This window comes from Labrys sp. WJW, from assembly GCF_001676615.1.
In the GTDB taxonomy this organism is placed as follows: Bacteria; Pseudomonadota; Alphaproteobacteria; order Rhizobiales; family Labraceae; genus Labrys; species Labrys sedimenti.
Map to the genome: position 1 here is coordinate 40,170 of NZ_LYXZ01000006.1, position 25,279 is coordinate 65,448.

20 protein-coding genes are annotated in these 25,279 nt (G+C 66.3%); 10 read left to right on the forward strand and 10 right to left on the reverse strand.

The window, feature by feature from the left end; translation table 11 throughout:
* Window positions 1-159 precede the first annotated feature (159 nt).
* Complete coding sequence (locus tag BA190_RS04640) at window positions 160-618, reverse strand: hypothetical protein (protein ID WP_156771359.1); 459 nt, start codon at window positions 616-618, stop codon at window positions 160-162.
* A gap of 261 nt (window positions 619-879) precedes the next feature.
* Here BA190_RS04640 and epsC point away from each other — a divergent pair, with 261 nt between their 5' ends.
* On the forward strand, window positions 880-1,842 hold the full coding sequence (epsC, locus tag BA190_RS04645) for a serine O-acetyltransferase EpsC (RefSeq protein ID WP_082979453.1): 963 nt from the start codon (window positions 880-882) through the stop codon (window positions 1,840-1,842).
* 162 nt (window positions 1,843-2,004) lie between these two features.
* Here the strand turns inward: epsC and BA190_RS04650 are convergent, their stop codons facing one another.
* The 8 genes from BA190_RS04650 to BA190_RS04685 form a co-directional block, all read right to left on the reverse strand.
* Window positions 2,005-3,033: a PLP-dependent cysteine synthase family protein gene (locus BA190_RS04650; RefSeq protein WP_068283302.1), complete on the reverse strand. Its 1,029-nt coding sequence runs from the start codon at window positions 3,031-3,033 to the stop codon at window positions 2,005-2,007.
* A gap of 65 nt (window positions 3,034-3,098) precedes the next feature.
* Window positions 3,099-4,178 carry an LLM class flavin-dependent oxidoreductase gene (locus BA190_RS04655; RefSeq protein ID WP_068283304.1) on the reverse strand — a complete coding sequence of 360 codons (1,080 nt, stop codon included), beginning with the start codon at window positions 4,176-4,178 and terminating at the stop codon, window positions 3,099-3,101.
* A 207-nt stretch (window positions 4,179-4,385) separates the two neighbouring features.
* A complete protein-coding gene (locus tag BA190_RS04660) occupies window positions 4,386-5,321 on the reverse strand; it encodes an ABC transporter substrate-binding protein (protein WP_068283308.1) in 936 nt (311 codons plus the stop codon).
* Window positions 5,322-5,421: 100 nt separating this feature from the next.
* On the reverse strand, window positions 5,422-7,221 hold the full coding sequence (locus tag BA190_RS37115; protein ID WP_082979454.1) for an amino acid ABC transporter permease/ATP-binding protein: 1,800 nt from the start codon (window positions 7,219-7,221) through the stop codon (window positions 5,422-5,424).
* 83 nt (window positions 7,222-7,304) lie between these two features.
* On the reverse strand, window positions 7,305-7,919 hold the full coding sequence (locus BA190_RS04670; protein ID WP_082979455.1) for a GNAT family N-acetyltransferase: 615 nt from the start codon (window positions 7,917-7,919) through the stop codon (window positions 7,305-7,307).
* Complete coding sequence (locus tag BA190_RS04675) at window positions 7,916-9,136, reverse strand: M20 aminoacylase family protein (protein WP_068283309.1); 1,221 nt, start codon at window positions 9,134-9,136, stop codon at window positions 7,916-7,918. The genes BA190_RS04670 and BA190_RS04675 overlap by 4 nt, the downstream gene beginning before the upstream one ends.
* The gene (locus BA190_RS04680; RefSeq protein ID WP_371260290.1) at window positions 9,136-10,449 is read right to left on the reverse strand and encodes an LLM class flavin-dependent oxidoreductase; all 1,314 of its coding nucleotides are present in this window, start codon (window positions 10,447-10,449) and stop codon (window positions 9,136-9,138) included. The genes BA190_RS04675 and BA190_RS04680 overlap by 1 nt, the downstream gene beginning before the upstream one ends.
* A gap of 55 nt (window positions 10,450-10,504) precedes the next feature.
* Window positions 10,505-11,551 (reverse strand): MsnO8 family LLM class oxidoreductase, encoded by a 1,047-nt coding sequence (locus tag BA190_RS04685; RefSeq protein ID WP_068283313.1) that lies wholly within the window; start codon window positions 11,549-11,551, stop codon window positions 10,505-10,507.
* 374 nt (window positions 11,552-11,925) lie between these two features.
* Here BA190_RS04685 and BA190_RS04690 point away from each other — a divergent pair, with 374 nt between their 5' ends.
* From BA190_RS04690 to BA190_RS04700, 3 genes are read left to right on the forward strand one after another with little or no spacing between them, the layout of a single operon-like run.
* Complete coding sequence (locus BA190_RS04690) at window positions 11,926-13,302, forward strand: NAD(P)/FAD-dependent oxidoreductase (RefSeq protein WP_068283315.1); 1,377 nt, start codon at window positions 11,926-11,928, stop codon at window positions 13,300-13,302.
* Window positions 13,299-14,564, forward strand: coding sequence for an NAD(P)/FAD-dependent oxidoreductase (locus BA190_RS04695; RefSeq protein WP_068283318.1), 1,266 nt, complete (start codon window positions 13,299-13,301; stop codon window positions 14,562-14,564). The genes BA190_RS04690 and BA190_RS04695 overlap by 4 nt, the downstream gene beginning before the upstream one ends.
* A 21-nt stretch (window positions 14,565-14,585) precedes the next feature.
* On the forward strand, window positions 14,586-16,004 hold the full coding sequence (locus tag BA190_RS04700) for an FGGY family carbohydrate kinase (RefSeq protein ID WP_068283322.1): 1,419 nt from the start codon (window positions 14,586-14,588) through the stop codon (window positions 16,002-16,004).
* A 230-nt stretch (window positions 16,005-16,234) separates the two neighbouring features.
* Here BA190_RS04700 and BA190_RS04705 read toward each other — a convergent pair whose 3' ends face one another.
* Window positions 16,235-16,864, reverse strand: coding sequence for an HAD family hydrolase (locus tag BA190_RS04705; protein ID WP_068283326.1), 630 nt, complete (start codon window positions 16,862-16,864; stop codon window positions 16,235-16,237).
* Window positions 16,865-17,020: 156 nt separating this feature from the next.
* Between BA190_RS04705 and BA190_RS04710 the strand changes: the two genes are divergently transcribed.
* The 6 genes from BA190_RS04710 (at window position 17,021) to BA190_RS04735 (ending at window position 25,159) form a co-directional block, all read left to right on the forward strand.
* Window positions 17,021-17,611, forward strand: coding sequence for an ANTAR domain-containing response regulator (locus BA190_RS04710; RefSeq protein WP_068283332.1), 591 nt, complete (start codon window positions 17,021-17,023; stop codon window positions 17,609-17,611).
* Window positions 17,612-17,665: 54 nt separating this feature from the next.
* A complete protein-coding gene (locus BA190_RS04715) occupies window positions 17,666-18,919 on the forward strand; it encodes a CmpA/NrtA family ABC transporter substrate-binding protein (RefSeq protein ID WP_068283338.1) in 1,254 nt (417 codons plus the stop codon).
* 360 nt (window positions 18,920-19,279) lie between these two features.
* Window positions 19,280-20,497, forward strand: a complete 1,218-nt coding sequence (locus BA190_RS04720) for a NarK/NasA family nitrate transporter (protein WP_068283346.1) — start codon at window positions 19,280-19,282, stop codon at window positions 20,495-20,497.
* A gap of 26 nt (window positions 20,498-20,523) precedes the next feature.
* Window positions 20,524-21,759, forward strand: coding sequence for an NAD(P)/FAD-dependent oxidoreductase (locus BA190_RS04725; RefSeq protein WP_068283352.1), 1,236 nt, complete (start codon window positions 20,524-20,526; stop codon window positions 21,757-21,759).
* Window positions 21,759-23,522: a NirA family protein gene (locus BA190_RS04730; RefSeq protein WP_068283355.1), complete on the forward strand. Its 1,764-nt coding sequence runs from the start codon at window positions 21,759-21,761 to the stop codon at window positions 23,520-23,522. Before BA190_RS04725 ends, BA190_RS04730 begins: the two co-directional genes overlap by 1 nt.
* On the forward strand, window positions 23,519-25,159 hold the full coding sequence (locus BA190_RS04735; protein WP_068283360.1) for a sulfite reductase subunit alpha: 1,641 nt from the start codon (window positions 23,519-23,521) through the stop codon (window positions 25,157-25,159). The genes BA190_RS04730 and BA190_RS04735 overlap by 4 nt, the downstream gene beginning before the upstream one ends.
* Window positions 25,160-25,279: the final 120 nt, after the last annotated feature.

Here is a 25,279-nt window from a genome sequence, read left to right on the forward strand (position 1 = left end):
GTGCTCCTTGTCTGGTTCATGGCGCGGAAGGAAATCTTGATTCGACGTATATCCAGCGCGCCGGAGCGCCGGACAAATGCCCTAACAACCGACATGCCGCGTGGCTTCCGCAAATCCCGTACACCGTGCGTGGAATAAGCCGGATCTGCCGCCATGCGGCTATTTCCGGGCCGTGGCGTCGACGGGTGGCTCCCGTCGCGCCGGCACCGGATCGTGCGTGTGCCGGGCCCCTCGATAGAAGGTGAGTGCCTTTTCGATGAGGCTGGCGGACCGATGAAAACGGTCGCAGAGCACCAGGATCGTCTGGTCATGGGTGAAGCCGTCGTCGCGCAGGGCGTCGAAGGCCTCGCCGATATCGAGCCATTGCGCGGGCGGCGGCCGGCGACGGCTGCGATCGGGCTTGGCCGGGTCGAGCAATTCGGCAATCAGGGTCAGGAATTGCGGCGAAGCATAGGCTTCCCTCAGCCAGGCACCCGCCTGCTGCTTGGCTGCGACGATGCGGCCTTGCGCGATCAGCCTGCGCAGATAGGCAGTGCGCGGACAAAAGCGGGCCTTCGTCACGGCGCTCCCCCGCCCCGCATCGATGACGCTCCTCGCTTCGCGCGTCGTACCGGCCACGCCCAACCCCACGCGGCTCAGGCCTTGGCCGCCATCGGGCCGGCCCATCCCATGCAAAAACCGGAAGGAACGGCGGAAAGGGGTGAGGCAAGGCCAGGTGTCATGGTCGGTTCCGTGATGCAGGAGCGATGCTGGAATCCAGCTTCGATCGAAATTTACAATTTGTCTATAGAAATAGTAGAAAATAAAATTTACAACATTCGGACCGCATCGGTTTCGCCCCTGGGGCCGTGCAATCGCGACGTCACGAAGGGCCATGCCATGAACGAGACCCTGCAGCATGCCATCGCCTTGCAGGAAGAGGCTGCGCAGACGCCGCGCCCTCCGGCGCCGGGCTGGAATCTCGATGCCCTGGTGGCCCAGCTCAGGCTCTCGCGCGAGATCACCCACAATATCCGCCACCAGGGCCGCATCCGCCGCACACCCTCGCGCGAGACGGTGACGACGATCCTCGACGGGCTGAAGGCCGCCCTCTTTCCCAGCCATTACGGCCAGTCGGAGATCGGCGCCGGCAATATCGACTATTTCGTCGGCTCGACTCTCGACAACGCCCTGATCCTGCTGACGGAGCAGGTGCGCCGCAGCCTCGCCTTCACCCGTGAGGAGGCCCCGCCGGAGGCCAGCCTGCACGAGCAGGCCCTGGCCATCACCGGCGACTTCGCCAGCCGGCTGCCTGCCATTCGCGGTGTGCTGGTCAGCGACCTCACCGCCGCCTTCCGCGGCGATCCCGCGGCCACGAATTTTCCCGAGATCCTGCTCGGCTATCCCGGCATGACGGCGATCATCTATCACCGCCTCGCCCATGCCCTGCACGGCCTGGGCGCTACCTTCCTCGCCCGGCTGATCTCCGATATCGCCCATTCGAAGACCGGCATCGACATCCATCCCGGCGCGGAGATCGGCGGCAGCTTCTTCATCGACCACGGCACCGGCGTGGTGATCGGCGAGACCACCGTCATCGGCGAGCGCGTCCGCCTCTACCAGGCCGTGACGCTAGGCGCCCGCCATTTTCCCACCGACGAGAACGGCGTACTCGTCAAGGGCAGCCCTCGCCACCCGATCGTCGAGGACGACGTCGTCATCTATGCCGGCGCCACCGTATTGGGCCGCATCACCATCGGCCGGGGCTCGGCAATCGGCGGCAATGTCTGGCTGACCCGCAGCGTCCCGCCGGGCAGCCAGATCACCCAGGCCCATGCCCGCAGCAACGGGCAGGTCGACTGACGGCGCTGCCGACGGCCATTAAATGTTGGCTGATAATGGCCCCCGTCATTGCGAGCGCAGTGAAGCAATCCAGCCGGCCGGACACGAAAAACTGGATTGCTTCGCTACGCTCGCAATGACGGCGTGTGTCAATTGCATGGCCTTCTCATAGTCTCAACTCAACTACTCCGCGTTCGGCCCCTCAACCCCCGGCGCCGTCTCGAGTGGCCACCAGGTGGAGCCGAGATAGCGCTCGCCCGTATCCGGCAGGATGGCGACGATGACCTTGCCGGTGTTCTCCGCCCGGGCGGCCAACTGGGTGGCGGCCCAGAGCACGGCGCCCGAGGAAGTACCGGCGAAGACGCCTTCTTCCGCCACCAGCTCCAGCGCCGTCCGCCGGGCCTGCGCCGTGCTCAGTGCGATGATCTCGTCGGCGACCCCGGTGTCGACATTCTTCGGAAGCTGCTCGGGCGGCACCTCGCTCACCTTGTGCACCCCGTCGATCTCGTCGGGATAGGGATTCTCCTCCGTCGGGATGGAACCCTCGGCCGGCTCGGCGATCACCACCTTAAGGCCCGGTTTCTTCGATTTGAGGAAGCGCCCGGCGCCGGCCGTGGTGCCGCCGGTACCGACACCACCAACCAGGATGTCGACGCTGCCGGCGGTGTCGCGCCAGATCTCGGGGCCTGTCGTCTCGAAATGAGCCCGCGGATTGGCGGGATTGGCGAGCTGGTCGGCGAAGAAGGCCGAGGGATTCTCCTCGCGGATGCGTTGCGTGATCTTGTCGATCGCCTCCGGGTCGAGGAAGAACTCGTTCTTCACCGTGACGACCTCCGCCCCGTAGAGGCGCAGCAGCTTGACCTTGTCCTGGCTGATATTGTCGCTGACATAGAATTTGGCCCGGTAGCCGCGCGAGGCTGCCACCGCAGCAAGGCCGATGCCGGTATTGCCGCTGGTCACGTCGACGATGAGGTCGCCGCGCTTCAGGCGGCCGGCCGCCTCGGCCTCCGCGATGATGGCCCAGGCCGCGCGGTCCTTGATGCTGCCGGCGGGATTGAAGTACTCGATCTTGGCGACGATCCGCCCGAACAGATTGCGGTTGCGGGCGTAATTGTGCAGCTCGAGCAACGGCGTGTTGCCGATCAGGTCGGTGAGGTTGTCGTGGATGCGGCCGGGCTGTGCCACGGCGGCGCGGAGAGTGCCGGAATTCATGTCATGTCTCGTTTGTTTTGGCGGGGGCTGCTTCGGAGCGCGGACTTCCAGTCCGCATCGTCCTTTCAGGAATGCTGCGCGCGGGCTGAAAAAGAAGCGGATATCGCGACAGGCGAGCCTGTCGCTGAGAAGTTCGCGCTTCCAGATCCCCAGCCAAGTCCGGGCGCGATGCGCTGGATGAAATCGGTGAGGATCTGCTCATAGTCGTGCTGGTCGAAGGCGTAGGGCAGCTCCAGCCGGAACTCGCCCACGCCGGCGAGCACCGGATCGGCGGCGAGGCGCTCAAGGATCTGCTCGGAGGGGCCGATGAGATCGGCGGCGTAGAGCGTGCGCCGCGGGCCATTGGGCACGAGCGTGCGGGCATGCCGGCTCGCGGCATAGTCGGCATAGCGCCGCCGCGTCGCCCGATCGGCGCTGTCATGGGGCACGATGACGCGGCCGAGGGCGACGCGGGGCCGGGCCGAAGCGGCCTGATAGGTTTCGAGCTGACGCGCCTGCGCCTCGAAGAAATCGTCGGTGCCCTCGCCCGTGGTGACATTGCCCATCAGGAGGTTGAACCCGTTGCGGCCGGCCCATTCGGCCGAGCGCAACGAGCCGCCGCCATACCACAGGCGCTCGACCAGCCCCTTGGCATAGGGCTGCAGACGGGGCCGGATGCGTCCGCCGGGAATGTCGATCAGGCTGTCGGGCGCGCCGAGATAGCGCCCGCGGAGATTATCGGCCAGCCGCTGCACCCTCGCATGGGAGAAATCATGGCTGCGCCAGTCGCCGTCGAAGACCAGCGGCGCCAGCAACTCGGCATGCGGCGGCGTGCCGGCACTCAGGCCGACATTGAGGCGCCCGCGCGCGAGCACGTCGACGGTGGCGAGATCCTCGGCCAGGCGGTAGGGGCTCTCATAGCCGATCGGGATCACCGCGGTGCCGAGCTGGATATGGCGGGTACGCTGGCTTGCCGCCGCCAGGAAGACCGCGGCGGCGGAGACGCCCGGCTCGAGGTGGCGCTGGCGCACCCAGGCGCTGTCATAGCCAAGGCTCTCGCCAAGCTCGAACAGCTGCAGCGTGCGCTCCAGCCCGCCCGCCGGATCATCGTCCGGATAGCTTCCCGGCGACAGGAAGCCGACATGGCTGACGACGGGAGTGGGCATGAGCAATCTTCTTGGTTGGGATTTGTTCGAAAAAGGAGCCGTCATCCCCGGCTGAGCGTAGCGAAGGAAAGGGGATCCAGGGGCTAAGGGGCCTCGCCTTCTGGCCCCTGGATCCCCTTCCCCTCGCCCTCTCTCGCTCTGCTCGCGAGCGGCTCAGCCGGGGATGACAGAGCCTTACGGATCCATGTTGTATCGTCGCGCTCGCCCTCAGCTTTTCGGCAGGCCCTGGGGGTTGGTCTCAGCCTTGTCGATCGCCTCGGCGCTCAGGTTCCAGCGGGCGAGCGTCTTGGCATATTTGCCATCCTTGATCAGGCCGTTGATGGCGATCGTCACGGCATCGGCCAGACCACCGCCCTTGCGGGTGGTGACGGCGATGTCGGCGGTAACAGGCCAGCCACCGGAGATGGTGCCGACCAGCTTGGTCTTGCCCGTCTGCGCCGACTGGAAAGCCTGGGTGGCGTTGACGCTGAAGGTGATGTCGGCGCGGCCAGACTGCAGGGCCAGGGTCTTCACCGCATCGTCGTCGTAATATTGCACCTCGACCGGCTTGAGGCCGGCGGCCTGGTTCTGCTTGTCCCAGGCCAGCAGGATCTTTTCCTGGTTGGTACCGGCGTCGGTGATCACCTTCAGGCCGGCAATGTCCTTGGGCTCCTTCACCGAGGTGATCGCGCTGTCCGACTTGACATAGAGGCCGAGAATGTCACGCCGATAAGTGGAGAAATCGAACTTCTCCTTGCGCTCCTCGGTCACCGTGACGTTGGTGATCACGGCATCATATTTGCCCGAGGACAGGCCGAGCGGCCAATCCGCCCATGCCACGGTTTCCAGCACCAGTTCCTTGCCGAGGCTGTCGGCCACCAGTTGGGAAAGGTCCGGATCGAAGCCGATCGGCGTCTTGGAATCGGTGGCATAGGTCGCGATCGGCGGCAGGCCGGGATTGACCGCCACCACGAACTTGCCGTCCCGCGCGAATTTGGCATCCTTGGCGATCGCCTTGATGGCCTCTTCGTTCTTGTCGGCACGCAGGCGGCCGGGTTGCTCCGGGCTGAGGTCGAACTCGCCGGCGAAGGCGGCGAAGCTGAGGCCGAGGGCCAGCGCGGCAGCGAGGGTTCCGGCGGCGATGGAGGCAGGGCGGGTGGTCATGGGGTCTCCTGATCGAGCTTGAGAGGAAGAAGGGCACCGGCGGCTTCCCGCGCGCCGGCATGGACGTCGTAGAAACGTGGACGTCGAAGAAATTTGGGCGTCACAAAACCTTGGCGAGGAACTCGCCGAGGCGGGAATGGGCGGGCGCATTGAAGAGCTGTGCGGGCGGCCCGACTTCGAGGATGCGGCCGTTCTCCATGAACACCGCGGTATCGGCGACCTCGCGGGCGAAGCCGACCTCATGGGTGACGATCACCATGGTGGTGCCGGAGCTGGCGAGTTCCTTGATCACCTCCAGCACTTCGCCGACCAGCTCGGGATCGAGGGCCGAGGTCGGCTCGTCGAACAGGATGACCTTGGGCTTGAGCGCCAAGGCGCGGGCGATGGCGACGCGCTGCTGCTGGCCGCCCGAGAGCTGACGGGGATAGGAGTCCGCCTTGTCGGCGAGGCCGACACGCGCCAGAAGGTCGCGCGCCTGCTCGACCGCCTCGGCGCGCGGCACCCTCTGCACCGAGACCGGGGCTTCGATGATGTTCTCCACCACCGTCAGATGCGGGAACAGGTTGAAGTTCTGGAACACCATGCCGATCGAGGAACGCCGCTGCCTGATGGCGCTCTCCTTCAGCTCGTAGAGCACGGAGCCGCGGCGCTCATAACCGATCAGTTCGCCGTCGATGGCGATGAAGCCTTCATTGGCGCGCTCCAGATGATTGATCGCGCGCAGCAGGGTCGACTTGCCCGCACCCGAGGGGCCGAGAATGGCCGTGACTTCGCCGGGCCGGATGGTGAGACTGACATTGTCCAGGACAGTGTGGCTGCCATAGCGCTTGGACAGGCCGTGGATCTCGATCAGCCCTTCCTGGCGGGCCGGGCGCAACGCTGAAACCAGCGGCTTGCGGATGGCTGGCGCCGTCGGCTGCGATAGCGGAGGCGACTTACTTTGCCGGCTACTGTCGCGGCCGGTAATTCGCTCCAGCAAAGATGCCGGGGCGGTGCGCAGGGCGCCCCTGGCATAATGCCGCTCGATCCTCAGCTGGATGAGCGAGAGCACGCTCATGATGATGAGGTACCAGACCGTGGCCACCATCAGGAGCGGGATGACCTCGAGATTGCGCCGGTAGATCACCTGCACGGTATAGAACAGTTCCGGCAGCGCCAGCACATAGACCATGGAGGTCGACTTGGCCAAGCCGATGATCTCGTTGAAGCCGCTCGGCAGGATGGCGCGCATGGCCTGGGGCAACACGATGCCGAGGGCATGGCGGCGGCGCGACAGGCCGAGCGCGGCGGCGGCCTCGTGCTGGCCCTGGTCGACCGACAGGATGCCGCCCCGGATGATCTCGGCCGAGAAGGCGGCCTGGTTCAGGCTAAGACCGATCAGCGCCACTGCGAAGGGGCTGAGGATCTCCACCAGATTGTATTGGGCGAACAGGATCCCGGTGAAGGGGATGCCGATATCCAGCGTGGTGTAGAGATAGCCGAGATTGTTGAGGATCAGCAGCAGCACGATCAGCGGCACCGAGCGCAACAGCCAGATATAGCCCCAGGAAATCCCGGCGAGCAGTGGCGATTTGGAGACGCGCGCAAAAGCGAGTGTGCCACCGAGCAGGAAGCCGAAGATCGAGGCCAGCACGGTAAGCAGTACCGTGCGGACGAGTCCGACCAGGACGGGCTCGGAGACGAAATATTGCGCAAAGACGTTCCAGCCCCATTTCGGGTTGGTCAGGATGGAATAGAGGGTGACACCAAGGATGAGGACGGCCACCACCGTGCCGACGGCACGCCAGGGATGCCGGGCCGGCACCACGCGGTAGCGCGAATAGTCGGTCGCGCTGCTCGCCTGGGGTCCTGCAATCTGGGGTCCTGCAAGTACACCGTCGAAATCCGTGGTGGAGGCCATCTTGCGCTTCCTTCGTTCTTGATTCAGTTAGTCCATAGAAAAAGTAGATTAAATGGCGAAGTGATTTTGGCCGAAAGGCCCTGTCAGCCTGCCTTGCGCCCAGGCTGGCCGTGGTCCGGCACGGACTGCCGCGCGGCTCGGGCAACATTGAGTGCGACCAGCCTGTCGTCCGTCGGCGGCGCCTCGGCTGCAATCGACTGCCCGACTTCGGCCGCGAGATGGAGGATGTCCTTCTCGAAGGGCAGCGAGCCGTAGGTCTCCGGATCCTTGGTGACGTCGAACAAAGCAGTGTAGCCGGTCGACAGATAGAGGCCCGCGGCTTCCGGCTGGCGAAAGCCGGTGGTGAGATAGATGCGGCTATAGCCCTGGCGGGCGGCCTGCGCCTCGAGTTCGACCAGCACCTTGCGGGCGAGGCCCTGGCGGCGCAGGTCGAGATGGGTCCAAACGCGCTTGAACTCTGCGGTTCGCTCGTCATAGCGCTTGAAGGCACCGCCGGCGATGGCGACCCCGTCGCGCAGCAGGAGCACGAAATTGCCATGGGGCGGCGCAAAGAGCTCGGCCGGATAGCGACTCATTTCCGCCGAACCCGGTTCGCCCCAATAATTGCCGTAGCGCGACTGATATTCGAAGGTCAGTGCCTCGATCAGGGGACGAGCCTGCTCGTCCAGCGGCGTGGTGTAGAAGAAAGCATCTGTCATTTTGCCGGCTCACTATTATCGGAAAGATAATCCTGGACCAGCGCGACCCAATAGCGCGCCGCATCCGCCAGAATGGCATCGTTGAAGTCATAATGGGGGTTATGCAGGTCGGCGCTGTCGCCATTGCCGATGAAAAGGTAGCTGCCCGGCCGCTCCTTGAGCATGAAGGCGAAGTCCTCGCTTGCGGTGATCGGCCGGAAGCCCCGGCGGATGCGTTCTTCCCCGAAATGGCGGGCCGCCACCTGCCGGGCGAACGCGGTCTCCCCGGCATGGTTGACGAGCACGGGATAGCCGCGCGGATAATGAACCTCGGCGCGCGCGCCGAAGGAGGCGGCATGGCTCTGCGCGAGGTCGATGATGCGCTGGCGCACCGCTTCGCGCACGGCATCGTCGAAGGTACGGATGGTCAGCTGCAGCTCGATGCTGTCGGGGATGACATTGGGCGCAATGCCGCCATGGATCGAGCCGACGGTGACGACCACCGCCTCGAGCGGGTCGACATTGCGTGAGACCACCGTCTGCAAGGCCAGCACCAGCGAGGCACTGGCTACCACCGGATCGACCGCCTGCTGGGGCTTGGCGCCATGGCCGCCCTTGCCGATGATGCGGATGACGGCAAGGTCCACCGAGGCCATGGCCGGCCCGGGCAGGAAGCCGAACTCGCCGGCGGGCACGCCCGGCCAGTTGTGCAGCCCGAACACCGCATCGACCGGGAAGCGCTCGAACAGCCCGTCCTTGATCATCGCGCGGGCGCCACCACCATTCTCTTCGGCAGGCTGGAAAATCACCCGGAGCGTGCCGGAAAAAGTACGGGTTTCGGCCAGTTGCTTGGCCGCCGCGAGCAGGATCGCCGTGTGGCCGTCATGACCACAGGCATGCATCACCCCCGGCACCGTGCTGGCATAGGGCAGGCCCGTGGCCTCGGTGATCGGCAGGGCGTCCATGTCGGCCCGGATGCCGACGGTCTTGCTGCCCACGCCGTTTCGCAGCGTGCCCGGCCCGCTCCTTAGCGTGCCGACCACCCCGGTGCCGCCGACATTGCGCGCCACCTCATAGCCCCAGCCTTCCAGATAATCGGCGACGAGAGCGCTGGTTTTCTCTTCCTTGTAGGCCAGCTCCGGCTGGGTATGAAGCTTGCGGCGCAGGGCGATGAACTCGTCGCCCTGCAATGCGATCTCGGCCGCGGCGGCCGAGGGCGGAGGAAATTGCGCCGTCATCAAGCCGCCTCCTCGCCGGTACCAGCTCTCGGCACCGCATACCGGCTTTCGCGATAGGGCAAGCCGAGATGGTCCCGGAGCGTGGTGCCGAACTGGGCCGGACGGTGATGGCCGCGAGCCTCCAGGATCGGCAGGACATGCGCCTCGAAATCGTCGAGGCCGGCCGTCAGCACATGGAAGCCGAGCACGAAGCCATCGGCGGCCCCTCCTTCCGCCCAGCGAACCAGCTCGTCGGCGATCGCCTCCGGTGTGCCGATGAAGCTGGTACGCGGCGTCGCGACATCGAGCGCGATCTCGCGCAAGGTGAGCTTCTTCTCGCGCGCGACGCGCTTGATGCGGTCGGTATGGGCACGGAAATTATTGGCGCCGATATCGCCGAGATCCGGGAAGGGGTCGTCGAGCGGATAGGCTGTGAAATCGTGGTGGTCGAAGAAGCGGCCGAGATAGAGCAGCGCCTCGTGATCCGTCACCAGGGCGCGGATCTCCTGATATTTGCGCTCCGCCTCTTCCTGCGTCGATCCCACGATCGGCGCGACGCCGGGGAATATCTTGAGATGATCGGGCTGGCGGCCATGGGCCAGCGCACTCTGCTTGAGCTTGCGCGACAGCTCGCGATTGTCCTCGAAGGATTCGGAACCAGCGAACACCGCATCGGCATGGCGGCCGGCGAGCTTGATGCCATCATCGGAGGCGCCGGCCTGGAACAGCACCGGCTGGCCCTGTGGCGAGCGGCCGAGGTTGAGCGGCCCTTCGGCGGCATGGAAGCGGCCCTTGAAATCGAGCCGGTGCATCTTGGCGAAGTCGGCATAGCGACCGGTTTCGCGATCGCGCGGGAAGGCATCGTCGTCCCAGCTGTCCCACAGCCCCTTGACCACCTCGATATGCTCGCCGGCGATCTCGTAGCGCAGCGCATGTTCGGGATGCTTGTCGCGATTGTAGTTGCGGGCCGAGCCTTCCAGCGGCGAGGTCACCGCGTTCCAGCCGGCGCGGCCGCCGCTGATCACGTCGATCGAGCCGAACTGCCGGGCCACGGTGAAAGGATCGGAATAGGAGGTCGAGAGCGTACCGACCAGCCCGATACTGGCGGTCGAGGCGGCCAGGGCCGAAAGCAGGGCGATCGGCTCGAACCGGTTGAGGAAATGCGGGATGGAGATCTCGTTGATGTAGAGGCCGTCGGCGATGAAGACGAAGGCGATGCCGGCCTTTTCGGCCTGGCGTGCGGTGCGGACATAATGCTCGAAATTGATGCTGGCATCGGCGGGCACGCTCGGATGCTTCCAGGCGTTCATATGGCCGCCCGGGCCCTGCAGCATCACACCGAAGGGAATGCGTTTCCTGCTCAAATCTCTCTCCTCCAATGCGTGACGGTCAGGCGGGAATGGCTTGGCGCTGCGGCGCCGGCTGCGTGGCCGGGGGCCGGCGCGCAGTGACACCATGTTCCTGTGCGAGCTGCTCGACCAAAGTGAGCCGCGCATCGCCCTTCACGGCCGGCTCGATGATGAATTCCTCGATACCGTGGCGCTCATGCAGGCGATCGAGCGACGCCAGGACGTCGCCCGCCGTGCCGGCGAGAACGCTCGGCGTCTTGCGCTCGACGCGGAATTCGCTGGCACCGGCCTGGCGCGCATAATCCTCCGCCTGCGCCTCGCTGCCGACGGTGACGCTCTGGGCGCCGGGAACATGCACCTTGAAGAGCTGCAAGCCGGCAGCCTGGCGCGCCGCCTCGGCCGCATTGTCGGCGACGATGGCGGCCACAGCCACCAAAGGCGGTCGCCCGGCCTGGCTGCGATAGGCGGCCACGGCATCGGCGAGCAGCGCGTCGTCGCCATTGAGATGGCGGGCAAACACGAACTGCCAGCCCCGGGCGGCGGCAAGCTGAGCGCTCTCCACGCTGGCGCCCAGCAGGAAGCGTTCGGGCGCCACGGGCGGCCGCGGGGTGGCACTCAACCCGGCCAGCACCTCGCCGGCCGCGATCGCCCCCTCCAGGAAGCGGCCGAGATCGTCGAGCTGCTCGGCAAAGCCCGGCTTGCGGGCGGGATCATGGGCGCCCTGCAACGCACGTGTCGCCAGCGGCAGCCCGCCCGGCGCCTTGCCAATGCCGAGATCGACCCGCCCCGGCGCCAGCGACGCGAGGAGGTTGAAGACTTCCGCCACCTTGTAGGCGCTGTAATGCTGCAGCATCACGCCGCCCGAACCGATGCGGATGCGCGCCGTATGGGCCAGCAGGAAGGCAATCAGCACTTCGGGGGCGGAACTGGCGAGTTCGGGGGCATTGTGATGCTCGGCAACCCAGAAGCGATGATAGCCGAGCCGCTCAGCCGCCCGGGCCAGGGCAATCGTACGCTTGAGGGCATCGACCGCGTTGTCGCCGGGAGCGAGGGGGCTCTTGTCGAGCAGACTCAGCCTGTAACTCATCGTGCCATCTCGATTTCGATGCGGCGCCGACGGCCCGCCAAGGAGAGGAAGGCACAATAGACTACTATTTCTATATATTAAATATGAATCTTTGATGGTGATCGAATAATCTTCGAGAGGTGGCTCAGCCCTCATCCGGCTGCCGCTCCCTTCTCCCGCAAGGGGAGAAGAGAGTTTTACTCTGTTGGTCCAGTGCCTTGGTCCCGTTGCGATCTCCAACGCCCATCCCAATCAAATCCCTTCTCCCCTTACGGGAGAAGGTCCCGGCAGGGGGATGAGGGGTGGCAGCACCAGCCAGTAGCGAAGCAGCCGCGAATTTGCTCAGATGGCGGAACAGGCCCGTGCCCGGAGCGGCCTGGAGGGAAGACGGCACAATGGTCAGCGATGTCGCCATTATCGGCGCGGGGGTCGTGGGATGCGCGATCGCCCGGCGCTTTGCACTGGAAGGGCTCGCCGTCACCCTGATCGAAGCCGGTGGCGACATCCTCTCCGGCGCCAGCAAGGCCAACAGCGCCATCCTGCATACGGGTTTCGACGCCCCGCCCGGCAGTCTGGAACTCGCCTGCATCCGCGACGGCCATGCCGAATATCTCGAGATCCACCAGGCCCTGGGACTGCCGCTCCTGCGCAGCAGCGCCCTCGTCGTCGCCTGGAACGAGGCCGAGGAAGCCGGCCTCGAGGGCATTCGCGCCAAGGCGCTGGAGAACGGCATCGACAATGTCGCGCTGATTGGCCGCGCCGAATTGCGCGCCAGGGAACCGGGCCTGTCCGAAGCGGCTCGGTCGGCCCTTTTCGTGCCGGACGAAGCACTGATCGACCCCTGGAGCCCTTTCCTCGCCTATGTCGAGCAGGCCATGGCCCATGGCGCGACCGTCCTGCGCGGCACCCGCGTCACCGGCGGCCGCTTCGACGGCCAGGCCTGGCGCCTCGAAACCACGGCCGGGCCTGTCGAGGCTCGCAGCGTGATCAATTGCGCCGGCAACCATGGCGACGAGATCGACAAGGCTCTTCTCGGCCATTGCGCCTTCGAGATCCGCCCCCGCAAGGGCCAGTTCGTGGTCTTCGACAAGGCGGCCTACAGGCTGGCCTCGGCCATCATCCTGCCGGTGCCCAATGAACGCACCAAGGGTGTGGTGGTCACGCGTACCGTGTTCGGCAACCTGCTCGTCGGCCCCACAGCCGAGGAACAGCAGGACCGCGACCGGGCCGATGTCGACCACGACGCGCTCGAAGCCCTGATCCGCCGCGGCGTCGAGATCCTGCCGGCCCTGGCCGGCATGCCCGTGACCGCCTGTTATGCCGGGCTGCGGCCGGCCACGGAAAAGAAGGACTATCGCATCGATGCCTATGCCGAGCGCAACTGGATCAGCGTCGGCGGCATCCGCTCGACCGGCCTGTCCGCCTCGCTCGGCATCGCCCGCCATGTGCTGCGCCTCTACCAGGAGGCAGGCGGCAGCATCGCGCCAGTCGCAGCCGGCCCCGCCTCCCCGATGCCCAATCTCGCCGAGCATCTGCCGCGCGATTATGACCGGCCGGGTTATGAGGAAATCATCTGCCACTGCGAGCTGGTGACGAGGCGCGAAATCGAGACCGCCCTGTCTCGCCCGCTGGCCGCCGGCGATTTCGGCGGCCTGAAGCGGCGCACGCGTTGCGCCATGGGGCGCTGCCAGGGCTTCAACTGCAGCGCCAGGCTGGCGAGCCTGACCCAGGGCCGTTTTGCCGTACCCCTCGACAGCGGAGCGGCACGATGAGTGCGGCCGAGACGATGGCTCCGGATGTCCTGGTGGTTGGTGGCGGCCCCGCCGGCCTGTCGGCGGCGACGACGCTCCGGGAACTCGGGGTCGACAGGGTGGTGCTGCTCGAGCGCGACACGATCGTGGGCGGCATTCCGCGTCATTGCGGCCACTCGCCCTTCGGCATGCGCGAATTCCGCCGCATCCTCTCTGGCACGCGCTATGCGGCGCGGCTGGAGGCCCGAGCGAGGGACCGGGGGGTCGAGATCCTCACCCGCCACTCCGTGCTCTCGGTGCAGGACGGGCTGGTCAGGGCTGTGTCACCCGATGGCCTCGTCGACTACCGGCCGCGGCGCATCCTGCTGGCCACCGGCACGCGCGAGGCCTCGCGTGCCGCGCGGCTGGTGTCGGGCGAACGCCCGCTCGGCATTCTCAACACGGCCGCCCTGCAGGCCTATGTGCATCTGGAAAAGCTCGCGCCCTTCCGCCGCCCCGTGATCGTCGGCACCGAACTGGTGGCGATGTCGGCCATCCTCACCTGCCTGTCGGGCGGTATCCGCCCCGCCGCCGTGATCGAGCCGAACGCCAATCCGACTGCTCGCTTTCCCTTCTGGCTGCTGCCGCGCCTGCTCGGCATTCCCGTGCACTATCGCACCGAAATCGGCGCCATCAATGGCAAGGGTCGGGTACAGCAAGTGGTCACGCGCTCGCAAGCAGGAGAGCTCGGTATCGATTGCGACGGCGTGCTGTTCACCGGCGCTTTCACGCCGGAATCGGCTCTGGCCCGCCTCGGCGGCCTGGCGATCGACCAGGGCAGCGGCGGCCCGGTCGTCGATGCCTTTGGCCGCACCCGGGACGGTGCGATCTTCGCCGCCGGCAACCTGCTGAGGCCCGTGGAGACCGCCGGCTGGTGCTGGGCCGAGGCACGGCGCATCGCCGGCAGCATCGCCCGCGACCTCGAGGGTGGACTGCCCGCCCGACAGGCCACCATTCCCATCCGCACCGGTGCGGGCATCAAGCTGGTCGTGCCCCAGGAAATCGACCCCCAAGGAATCGACCCCAAGGAAATCGGCCGGGCGGATCTGCCCCGCGCCTTGCCGGAACTCCAGCTGCGCCTCTCCGAACGGTTGAGAGGAACCCTGTCGCTTTCGGCCGGCGATTCCATGCTGTGGTCACGGACGATCGCGTCCGGGCCGGAACGACGAATCCTGATTCCCACCGCGCGTCTCGCCATTCCGCCTGCAGCGGCCGAGCTGACGCTGCAGGTGGTCCAAAGCTAAGCGCCATAGGAGCAGTTCTCGATGGCAAACATCGTTGCAATCGACCAGGGCACCACCTCCACCCGTTCCCTCGTGGTGGACGAGGACGGCGCCATCGCCATCGTCAAGGCCATCCGGCACGGCCAGCATCATCCCAATCCGGGCTGGGTCGAGCACGATCCGGAAGAATTGCTGGCCAATATCCGGATCTGCCTGGAAGCCGCAGGTCCGGCGGCGGCGATCGGCCTGTCGAACCAGGGTGAAAGCTGCCTGGCCTGGGATGCCGTCACCGGCAAGCCTCTCTCCCCCGTGATCGTCTGGCAGGACGGCCGCACGGCGGACATAGTCGAAGGGTTGCGGGCGGACGGCAAGGCCGCGACCGTGCTGGAACGGGCGGGCCTGCCGCTCGATCCCTATTTTTCCGCCACCAAATTCCGCTGGATGCTCGACAACCTTCCCGAGGTTGCCAAGGCTCGCGCTGCGGGACGGCTGCGCCTGGGCACCACCGATGCCTTCTTCCTGCAACGCCTGACGGGCGAGTTCGCCACGGATGCCACCACGGCGTCCCGCACCTCGCTGATGAATCTGGCGACGGGAGCCTGGGACGAGGAACTCTGCGCCCTGTTCGGCGTGCCCCTCGACAGCCTGCCGCCGATCCGGCAGACCGTGGCGGCCTTCGGCAAGACGCAAACCGGGCCGATCACGGCTTCGCTGGTCGACCAGCAGGCCGCCCTCTACGGCCATCGCTGCCGCCGCGCCGGCGACCTCAAGATCACCTTCGGCACCGGCGCCTTCTGCCTGGCCGTCACCTCGACGATCCCCAAGGCACCATCGCTGACCGGCGGGCTCTTGCCGACCGTAGCCTGGCATATCGGCGATCGCCCGACCTACGCCCTCGATGGCGGCGTCTATGACGTCGGTTCGAGCATCGAATGGGCGATCAAGACCGGGATCGCCAGCGGCGTCGACGATTTCCACCAGTTCCGGCGACCGCCGGCGGTCGAACGGGGGCTCGTCTTCGTGCCGGCCTTTTCGGGCCTCGCCTGCCCCCATTGGGACCGCACCGCCGCCCCCGTCATCATCGGCCTGACACCGGCCTCCGATTTCGCGGATCTGCGCCAGGCCCTGCTCGAGGGCATTGCGCTGCTCACCTGCGACATCCTGGCGGCGATGGAGGCCGAAGTGCAGACGGGCGATGTGATCGCCATCGACGGCGGCCTGTCGCGCAGCCCCTATTTCTGCCAGTTCCTGGCCGACAGCGCCGGCAAGGCCGTCGCCTTGTCCGATTTCGACGAGACCACCGCCCTGGGCACGGCCCAACTCGCAGCCCTTGGCATCGGTGTGGAGATACCGCCCGTCTCGGCTTCGAACCGGAAGCTCTACGAGCCCGGCGAGGCCCCCCGCGAGCGCTGGCGTGAACGCTTCCGCGCCGCCGTCGGGCGCACGTCGGGCTGGCGCTAGAGCGTTTTGCGATTTGGCGGAATTGCCAAGAGTCGCAAAGACGTGTCTATAACCAAAGAGCTGGAGCAAAGACGCGTTTCCGTCTAAACGCGCTTTGCTCCAGGAGCGTTTGGAACATTGTCCGGAGAAATTGGCTAAATGTGCCTTCGTTGATTTTGAGGGGCTACGCGACCCTGGCGACAGGGGCGAGCGAGGCGGCGATTTTCCATCCCGAGATTTGACAAGACCCGTCACATGGCAGGTTGCGTACCCAGCAGGCCCAGAGCCCGCAGGTCCCGGCGCAGGGTTTCGGGATCGCGGAAGCGGATCGCCTGGAAGCCGAGGCGCGAGGCGGTGGCGATATTCTCGGCATTGTCGTCGATGAAGACACAATCCTGGGCCGACAGGCCGGTTTCCTGCAGGAACAGTTCAAAGATCGCCGGATCCGGCTTGGCCAGCTTTCTTTCGCCCGAGACGATCAGCACCTCGAAATGGGAGAGGAAAGCATAGCGCTCAACCGCGATCGGAAAGGTTTCGGATGACCAGTTCGAGATCGCATGCAGGGCCACTTCTTCCCGGCGCAGTTCCTCCAGGATGGCGACCGTCCCCTCGATGGCCCCGCCCAACATCTCGGCCCAGCGCGCGTGAAAGGCGGAAATCAGCCCGTCATGATGGGGAAATTCCGCGGAAAGCTCGGCCACCCCTTCGGCGAACGGCTTGCCGGCATCGAACTGGCCGTTCCAGGCCGGCGTACAGACCTCGGCGAGGAAGCGGCGGGCCGTCTCCTCGTCCGGCAGGAGCTGGCGATAGAGATAGAGGGGATTCCAGTCGATCAGCACGCCGCCGAGATCGAACACCACCGCCTTGATCGGGTCTGCCACAGCTATCTCCCTTCACCTGTGTATGCGTCTAATTGCATGATTATGCGTTTTTACGCAGCTTCATGCATGAACGCAATCCCCTCTACGCTTGCCTTTGCAGCATGCTGCCTAATATCGCGCCTTGCTTCGCTGGCGCGCACGCCCGAAATTGCCGGAATGAGCGACGCGCCCCTGCATGTCCTGCTGATCGACGACAATGCCATGAGGGCTTCCGTCATTGAGGAGGGCCTGCGCGAGGCGGGGCACCAGCGCGTCACCATCATTACCCAGATGCGCCATCTGCTGCGGCAGGTCGTCGAGGCCGATCCCGACGTCATCTTCATCGACCTGGAGAACCCCAATCGCGACGTCCTGGAGCAGATGTTCCAGGTCTCCCGCAGCGTGCACCGCCCGGTGGTGATGTTCGTCGATCAGTCCGACAAGGCCGCGACCGAGGCGGCCATCGATGCCGGCGTCTCGGCCTATGTGGTGGATGGCCTGCGCAAGGAGCGCGTCCGGCCGATCCTCGACATGGCCATCAGCCGCTTCAACGCCTTCCATCGCTTGCGCGAGGAACTCGACCGCACACGCCAGGCGCTGGAGGATCGCAAGACCATCGACAAGGCGAAGGGCATTCTGATGAAGAGACGGGGCATCAGCGAGGAGGAGGCCTATGCCCTGCTGCGCAAGACGGCGATGAACGAAAGCCGGCGTGTGGCCGAGGTGGCGCGCAGCCTCGTCACCGCTGCCAGGCTGCTGGACAAATAGGCCTGATATGAGCGGTCACGACGCGGACGGTGCAGAATTCCGGGAGTACGGGCGATGAGCAGCAAGGACAGGGACAGCACCGCCGATCTGACGCTCGGCTTCATCCCGCTCGTCGACGCCGCCCCGCTGGTCGTCGCCAGGGAAAAGGGCTTCGCCGCCGCCGAGGGCCTCGAACTCAGGCTGATGCGCGAGACCTCCTGGGCCAATATCCGCGATCGCGTCATGCTCGGCCATTTCGATGCCGCCCATATGCTCGGGCCGATGCCGATCGCCTCCACGCTTGGCCTCGGGCATGTCGAAGTGCCGATGATCGCCCCTTTCTCGCTGGGCCTCGGCGGCAACGCCATCACGCTCGCCCCACCGCTCTTCGCCCGGATGGAGCAAGAGGGCGCGGATCTTGCCGCCGGCCCGGCCGCCATCGGTGCCGCCCTGGCCAAGGTCGTCGCCAACAGGCAGGCGGCGGCGCAGCCTCCCCTCACCTTCGCCGTCGTGCATCCCTTTTCGGGGCATAACTACGAATTGCGCTATTGGCTGGCCGCTGCCGGCATCGATCCCGATAGGGATATCCGGCTGGTGGTCCTGCCGCCGCCCTTCATGGTCGACGCCATCAGCGAAGGCCAGATCGACGGTTTCTGCGTGGGCGAACCCTGGAATTCGCTCGCGGTCGAGGCCGGGGTCGGCGTGATCGCCGTGACCAAATCCACCCTCTGGCGCCAGGGCCCCGAGAAGGTGCTCGGCTTCCGGGCCGATTTCGCCGAGCGCGCCCCGGACCGGCTCGCCGCTTTGCTGCGTGCCCTGCATGCCGCGGCCCGCTGGGCTGAGGATGCCGGCAATCGCGATGAGCTCGCTGATATCCTCGCCGAGCCTGTCTATCTCGACAGGCCGCCCGAGATCATCGGCCGGGCGCTGAGCGGCACACTGGTGCGCCGCCAACACGAGGCGGCCGCCGAGATCCCCGATTTCCTGGTCTTCCACGACCATGCCGCCAACTTCCCCTGGGCGAGCCACGCCCTCTGGTTCTATTCGCAGATGGTGCGCTGGGGCCAGGTTGACTATAGCGCCGCCCTGGTCCGGCGGGCCGGCCAGGTCTATCGCCCGGATCTCTATCGCGCCGCCCTCGCCAGCACCGGCATCGACCTGCCCCGGGCAAGCGCCAAAGTCGAGGGCGCTTTGCGGCAGGCAACGCCGGTCGCCTCGCGCCATGGCACCATGGTGCTCGGTCCGGACGGCTTCTTCGACGGGAGGCTGTTCGATCCCGACGACATCGAAGCCTATCTGCGCTCCTTTGGAGTGTCAGCCTCCGGCTGACATCGTTGTCGTCGCCAAACGTTTCGTTTCCAGGATGTCAGCCGGAGGCTGACACTCCGACATTTCCTGCACTGCGCTGAAAATATCGGCAAATCCATGCTGCGGCGCACAATATTTGATCTTGCCCAAAAAAGCAGCCCGCTTCTAAACTGCACACAATAAGAGACAGAGGTCTCTTTCCGCAGCAGGGTCAATGACGGCCCGATAAGCGGCTTTCCTTGAAGATTCTGGGCCGAAAAGCCCGGCGTCCATCGATGGACGCGAAACGGCAACGCCGCCGAACGATTCCTGCTGCCTTTCATCGGCGGGAATGGTTCGGCGGCTTTTTGTTTTGGCGCATTCAGCACGCGGAACACGACGATGCAGACGCGGGACTTTCTCAAGGCCGGACACTGGCCCACCCTCTTCGCCGCCTTCTTCTACTTCGACATGAGCTTCATGGTCTGGGTGATCCTCGGGCCCCTCGCCGTGCAGATCGCCGGCGACCTTCACCTCGATGCCGCCCAGAAGGGCCTGATGGTGGCACTGCCCGTGCTCGCCGGCGCCTTCCTGCGCGTGGTCAACGGCTTCCTGGTCGACTATCTCCGGCCCAAGCTCACCGGCATCCTGGCACAGCTCGTGGTGATCGCCGGGCTCGTCGGCTTCTGGGCCGTCGGCATCGGCTCCTACAGCCAGCTGCTGTTCCTCGGCCTCATCCTGGGCATGGCCGGCGCGTCTTTCGCCGTGGCGCTTCCCCTCGCCTCGCGCTGGTATCCGCCGCACTATCAGGGCATCGCTTTGGGCATCGCGGGCGCCGGCAATTCCGGCACGGTGTTCGCCGCCTTGTTCGCACCGCTGCTCGCCACCATGGTGGGCTGGACCAACGTCATCGGCCTTGCCGCCATTCCGCTGGTCGTCGCCCTCCTGGTCTATCTCGCCTGCGCCAAGGACAGCCCCAACCAGCCGCCGGCCAAGTCGTTCGGCGAATATGCCAGGATCCTGCGCCAGCCCGACGCCTGGTGGTTCATGTTCTATTATGCCGTCACCTTCGGCGGCTTCTCGGGCCTCGCCTCCTCGCTCGGCTTCTATTTCAACACGCAATACGGGCTGGACGCCGTCACGGCCGGCTATTGCACGGCGGCCTGCGTGTTCGCCGGCTCGCTGTTCCGTCCCATCGGCGGTGCCGTCGCCGATCGCTTCGGCGGGATCCGCGTCCTCAGCGTGCTCTATGCCATCGCCGCCGTCGCCCTGATCCTGGTGAGCTTCGGCTTCGCCCAGCTCTGGCTCGGCCTCGGTATCCTCGTCATCGCCATGCTCGCTCTGGGCATGGGCAATGGCGCGGTGTTCCAGCTCGTGCCGCAGCGCTTCCGCACCGAGATGGGCGTGATGACCGGGCTGGTCGGCATGACGGGCGGCGTCGGCGGCTTCTACCTCGCCTCGAGCCTGGGCCTCTCCAAGCAGTTCACCAGTACCTACCAGGCCGGCTTCCTGATCTTCGCCTTGCTCGCCGTGCTCGCTCTTGCCGCCCTGACCCGGGTCAAGCGCCGCTGGCGCACGACCTGGACCATCGAGGACGGCACCGCCACCGCCAGAATCTGAAACGGTTTGGACCAGAGGATCGAGACATGACGGAAAAGCTCCTCATCATCGGCAATGGCATGGCCAGCGTCAGGCTGTGCGAGGAACTCGCCGCCCACGCGCCCGGCCGGTTCGAGACCACCGTCGTCGGTGCCGAGCCACGGCCGGGCTACAATCGCGTGCTGCTCTCGGCGCTACTTGCCGGCGATATCGGCCGGGACGGCATCAATCTGCGGGACGAAGCCTGGTATGGCGCCCAGGGCATCCGCCTGCTCACCGGGCAAACCGTCGCCGGTCTCGATCCGGCCGCCCGCATGGCCCATCTCGCCAATGGCACCGACCTGCCTTTCGACCGGGTCGTGCTGGCAACCGGCTCTTCGGCCATCCGCCTGCCGATCCCCGGCATGACCCTGCCCGGAGTGACAACCTTCCGCGACCTCGCCGACCTGCCGGCCTTGCAGGAAGCGGCCCGTCTCAACCGGCGCATCGCCGTGATCGGCGGCGGACTGCTAGGCATCGAGGCCGCCTATGGCCTGGCCAAGGGCGGGGCCAAGGTCACCCTCGTCCATGTCATGGACCGCCTAATGGAACGCCAGCTCGACCGCCGGACCGCCGCCTTTCTCAAACGGGCGGTGGAGCGCAAGGGCATCCGCGTCCTGCTCAATGCCCAGACCCAGGAGGTCGCGGGCGACGACAAGGCCGAAGCCCTCGTCTTCGCCGATGGTTCGCGCCTGCCCGTCGACATGGTGGTGGTCGCCGTGGGCGTGCGCCCCAATATCAGCCTCGCCAAGGTTGCCGACCTGCCCGTTGGTCGCGGCATCCAGGTGGATGACGGCCTTGCCACGGTGGTGCCCTTCATCCACGCCATCGGCGAATGTGCCGAGCATCACGGCCAGGTCTACGGCCTGGTCGAGCCCGCCTATGAACAGGCGCGCGTGCTGGCGCGCCGCTGGGGCGGCGACACCAAGGCCGCCTATGAGGGCACGGCGCTGTCGACCAACCTCAAGGTCTCCGGCATTCCGGTGTTCTCCGCCGGCGACTTCCTCGGCGATAACAATGACGACATCCTGCTGGAGGATCGCGGCGCCGGGCTGTGCAAGCGCCTGGTGCTGAAGGACAACCGCCTCATCGGCGCCGCCATGGTCGGCGAGGCCGAGGATGCCGTCTGGTACAAGGACCTCATCCGGCGGGGCAGCGACATCTCCGCCATCCGCGAAAGCCTGATCTTCGGCCGGGCCTTCTGCGAAACCGCCCCGTCGCGGGTGCTGAGGGAGGCTGCATGATGGGCGGCGACTTTACCTCCGACCAGAAACGCTATCTCGAAGGTTTCGTCTCCGGCATGCAAGCCATCGGCGGCGCCAAGGCGGCGCCTGCCGCCGCGGCATCGATCCCGACGGGCCCGGACGCTACGCATCTTCAGGCGCAGGATGTCGTGACCGCCGGCGGCGGCAAACTTGTCGACCAGGAGAAATGGAAGCGGGCCGAACATCCCTTCGACGCCTATCCCCGCCTGAAGGCCCAGGCCAAAGACAACGCCTTTCCCAAGCCCGAGGACAATTTTCGCTGGCGCTATTTCGGCCTGTTCTATGTCGCGCCCGCCCAGTCGAGCTACATGGTGCGGCTGCGCATCCCCAACGGCATCCTCAACCATTGGCAGTTCGCCGGCATGGCCGATGTCGCCGAACGCATGGGCGGGGGCTATGCCCATGTCACCACCCGGGCCAATCTGCAGATCCGCGAGGTGATGCCGGACAATGCGCCCCGCGTGGTGGAAGCCATCCAGGATCTCGGCCTGTGCTCACGCGGCTCCGGGGCCGACAACATCCGCAACGTCACCGGCTCGGCCACCGCCGGCATCGATCCGCAGGAACTTGTCGACACCAGGCCGCTGGCCCGGGAATGGCACCATCACATCCTCAACGACCGCTCGCTCTACGGCCTGCCGCGCAAGTTCAACGTCGCCTTCGATGGCGGCGGGCTGATAGCCACGCTGGAAGAGACCAACGACATCGGCTTCCAGGCCGTGCGCATCGGCGGCGAGATCTGGTTCCGCCTCGTCCTCGGCGGCATCACCGGCCATCGTGATCTCGCCCGGCCGACCGGCGTGTTCTGCAAGGCCGAGGAATGCTGCGCCATCGCCGATGCCATCGTGCGGGTGTTCATCGACAAGGGCGACCGCACCAACCGCACCAAGGCGCGCATGAAATATGTCCTCGATGCCATCAGCTTCGAGACCTATCTGGAGGCGGTGGAGGCCAAGCTCGGCCGCACGCTCACCCGCCTGTCCGAGGACGGGGTCGAGCCCCGCCCCGCCTTCGACCGCCTCGCCCATATCGGCGTGCACCCCCAGAGCCAGCCCGGCCTGAACTGGATCGGCGTCACCCTGCCCGTTGGCCGGATGGATGCCGGCCAGATGCGCGGCCTTGCCGCCATCGCTCGCGATTTCGGCGATGGCGACATCCGCCTCACCGTCTGGCAGAACCTGCTGATCTCCGGCGTGCCGGATGGCAACGTCGCGGACGCCAAGGCTGCGATCGAGGCGCTCGGCCTCGACTGGAAGGCGACGTCGCTGCGCGCCGGCCTGGTGGCCTGCACCGGCGCCACCGGCTGCAAGTTCGCCGCTGCCCATACCAAGGAGCATGCCCTGGAGATCGCCGATCATGTAGATGCCCGGCTTGCAGACGCAGGACTCGCGCTCGACGTGCCCGTCAACGTGCATCTTACCGGCTGCCATCATTCCTGCGCCCAGCATTATATCGGCGATATCGGCCTGATCGGTGCCAAGGTGACCCTCAACGAGGAAGGCGACCAAGCCGAGGGCTATTCGATCGTGGTCGGCGGCGGCTATGGCGACCAGGCCCGGATCGGCCGGGAACTCTGGAAGGAGATCCGGGCCGAGGACTGTCCAGGCAAGGTCGAGGGGCTGCTGCGTGCCTATCTCGAACGCCGCGAAGGACCAGCGGAGAGCTTCCAGGCCTTTACCAGCCGGCACGAGCCCGAAGCGCTGCGCGGCCTGGTCGACGACAGGGAGCTTGCCGGCGCATGAACATGATCGCCATCCCGCCCCAGCGTTCGCTCATTCCCGAAGGCGCCCCCTTCAGCCCGGAGCAAAGGGCCTGGCTCGACGGCTTTTTCGGCGCTGTCCTCGCCGCCCAGAGCGGCATGGCTATTGCCGACCTGCCGGGCTCCACTGCCACCGTGCCCGATCAGCCTGCCGGCCTCACTTTGGCCGACAATGACGAGGCACCCTGGCACGACCCAGGCATGGGCCTCGACGAACGTCTCGCTTTGGCCAAGGACAGGCCGCTGGCGCCGCGCCTGATGGCGGCGATGGCCCAGCAGGATTGCGGCCAATGCGGCTACAACTGCGCCGACTATGCCAATGCGCTCTTCCTGCGCAAGGAAGAGCGCCTCACTCTGTGCGCGCCCGGCGGCAAGGAAACCGCCCGCATGCTCAAGGCCCTGGCGCAGGAGATCGGGCAGGGCGGCACCGCTTCTCCTGCAAGCCCTGCCGCAAAGGCCGAGGAGGCTCCGACCGAGGTCAGCCAGCCCCCGGCTGCTGACGGCCTGCCCGGCCGCTCGCGCGACAACCCGGTCGCCGCACGCTTCCTCTCGCGCCGCCGGCTGAATGGCGAGAAATCCGCCAAGACGACCTGGCATGTCGAATTCGACCTGTCCGAGAGCGGGCTCGATTATATCGCGGGCGATAGTTTCGGCATTGTTCCCAGGAACCAGACGGGCCTTGCCGACCAGATCATCGCTTTGCTCGGGGCCCGGCCCGAAGCGCTGATCGACGGCAAGAGCCTGCGCGACAGGCTGATCGAGGACATCTCGCTCGGCACGCCGCCCGACAGCCTGTTCCAGCTCCTGTCCTATCTCAGCACCGGAGATCTGCGCCGCAAGGCCCGGGCACTGGCCAATGGCGAGGACCCGGACGGAGATGCGGCAACGCTCGACGTGCTCGCCGTGCTCTACAAGTTCCAGGGCATCCGCCCCGGCGCCGAGGCTTTCCTCGAGGCCCTCGATCCCCTGCAGCCCCGGCTCTACTCGATCTCCTCCTCGCACAAGGCCAATCCGGGCCGGATCTCGCTTACCGTGGACACGGTGCGCTACCGCATCGGCGCGCGCGACCGGCTGGGCGTCGCCTCGACCTTCCTGGGCGAGCGCATCGCCGAAGGCGAGGCGCTCAAGGTCTATGTGCAGAAAGCCCACGGTTTCCGCCTGCCGGAGAACAGCGAAACGCCGGTGATCATGATCGGGCCGGGCACGGGTGTCGCCCCGTTCCGCGCCTTCCTGCAGGAACGCCGGGCGGGGGGCGCCCCCGGACGCAACTGGCTGTTCTTCGGCCACCAGCATCGCGACCATGACTTCTTCTACGAGGACGAATTCGCCGCCATGCGCGAGAGCGGCCTGCTCACCCGCCTGTCGCTGGCCTGGTCGCGCGATGCCGAGGGCAAGTTCTACGTGCAGGACCGCATGCGCGAGGTCGGTGCCGATCTCTGGCGCTGGCTGGCCGAAGGTGCCCATTTCTATGTCTGCGGCGATGCCAAGCGCATGGCGCGCGACGTCGAGCGCGCTTTGGTCGACATCGTGGCGCAATGGGGCGCCCGCTCCACCGAGGAGGCAGCCGGCTTCGTCAACGGGCTGAAGAAGGCCGGCCGCTACCAGGCAGACGTTTATTGAGGGGCGGTGCGATGAAGCAGGCGGAACACAGCGCTACGCACCCCTCATCCGGCGCTTCGCGCCACCTTCTCCCGCAAGGGGAGAAGGGTATTCGCGCCTTCTTGTCTAGGCCCCGGAGAC

Bases quoted from the DNA above. Each gene is read 5' to 3' on its own strand.
- BA190_RS04720 (WP_068283346.1), top strand. From the start codon at position 19,280: ATGCAGACGCGGGACTTTCTCAAGGCCGGACACTGGCCCACCCTCTTC.
- BA190_RS04700 (WP_068283322.1), top strand. From the start codon at position 14,586: ATGGCAAACATCGTTGCAATCGACCAGGGCACCACCTCCACCCGTTCC.
- BA190_RS04695 (WP_068283318.1), top strand. From the start codon at position 13,299: ATGAGTGCGGCCGAGACGATGGCTCCGGATGTCCTGGTGGTTGGTGGC.
- BA190_RS04655 (WP_068283304.1), bottom strand. From the start codon at position 4,178: ATGCCCACTCCCGTCGTCAGCCATGTCGGCTTCCTGTCGCCGGGAAGC.
- BA190_RS04670 (WP_082979455.1), bottom strand. From the start codon at position 7,919: ATGACAGATGCTTTCTTCTACACCACGCCGCTGGACGAGCAGGCTCGT.
- BA190_RS04735 (WP_068283360.1), top strand. From the start codon at position 23,519: ATGAACATGATCGCCATCCCGCCCCAGCGTTCGCTCATTCCCGAAGGC.
- BA190_RS04680 (WP_371260290.1), bottom strand. From the start codon at position 10,449: ATGCTGCAGGGCCCGGGCGGCCATATGAACGCCTGGAAGCATCCGAGC.
- BA190_RS04725 (WP_068283352.1), top strand. From the start codon at position 20,524: ATGACGGAAAAGCTCCTCATCATCGGCAATGGCATGGCCAGCGTCAGG.
- BA190_RS37115 (WP_082979454.1), bottom strand. From the start codon at position 7,221: ATGGCCTCCACCACGGATTTCGACGGTGTACTTGCAGGACCCCAGATT.
- BA190_RS04650 (WP_068283302.1), bottom strand. From the start codon at position 3,033: ATGAATTCCGGCACTCTCCGCGCCGCCGTGGCACAGCCCGGCCGCATC.
- BA190_RS04685 (WP_068283313.1), bottom strand. From the start codon at position 11,551: ATGAGTTACAGGCTGAGTCTGCTCGACAAGAGCCCCCTCGCTCCCGGC.
- BA190_RS04710 (WP_068283332.1), top strand. From the start codon at position 17,021: ATGAGCGACGCGCCCCTGCATGTCCTGCTGATCGACGACAATGCCATG.
- BA190_RS04675 (WP_068283309.1), bottom strand. From the start codon at position 9,136: ATGACGGCGCAATTTCCTCCGCCCTCGGCCGCCGCGGCCGAGATCGCA.
- BA190_RS04715 (WP_068283338.1), top strand. From the start codon at position 17,666: ATGAGCAGCAAGGACAGGGACAGCACCGCCGATCTGACGCTCGGCTTC.
- BA190_RS04690 (WP_068283315.1), top strand. From the start codon at position 11,926: ATGGTCAGCGATGTCGCCATTATCGGCGCGGGGGTCGTGGGATGCGCG.
- BA190_RS04730 (WP_068283355.1), top strand. From the start codon at position 21,759: ATGGGCGGCGACTTTACCTCCGACCAGAAACGCTATCTCGAAGGTTTC.
- BA190_RS04660 (WP_068283308.1), bottom strand. From the start codon at position 5,321: ATGACCACCCGCCCTGCCTCCATCGCCGCCGGAACCCTCGCTGCCGCG.
- epsC (WP_082979453.1), top strand. From the start codon at position 880: ATGAACGAGACCCTGCAGCATGCCATCGCCTTGCAGGAAGAGGCTGCG.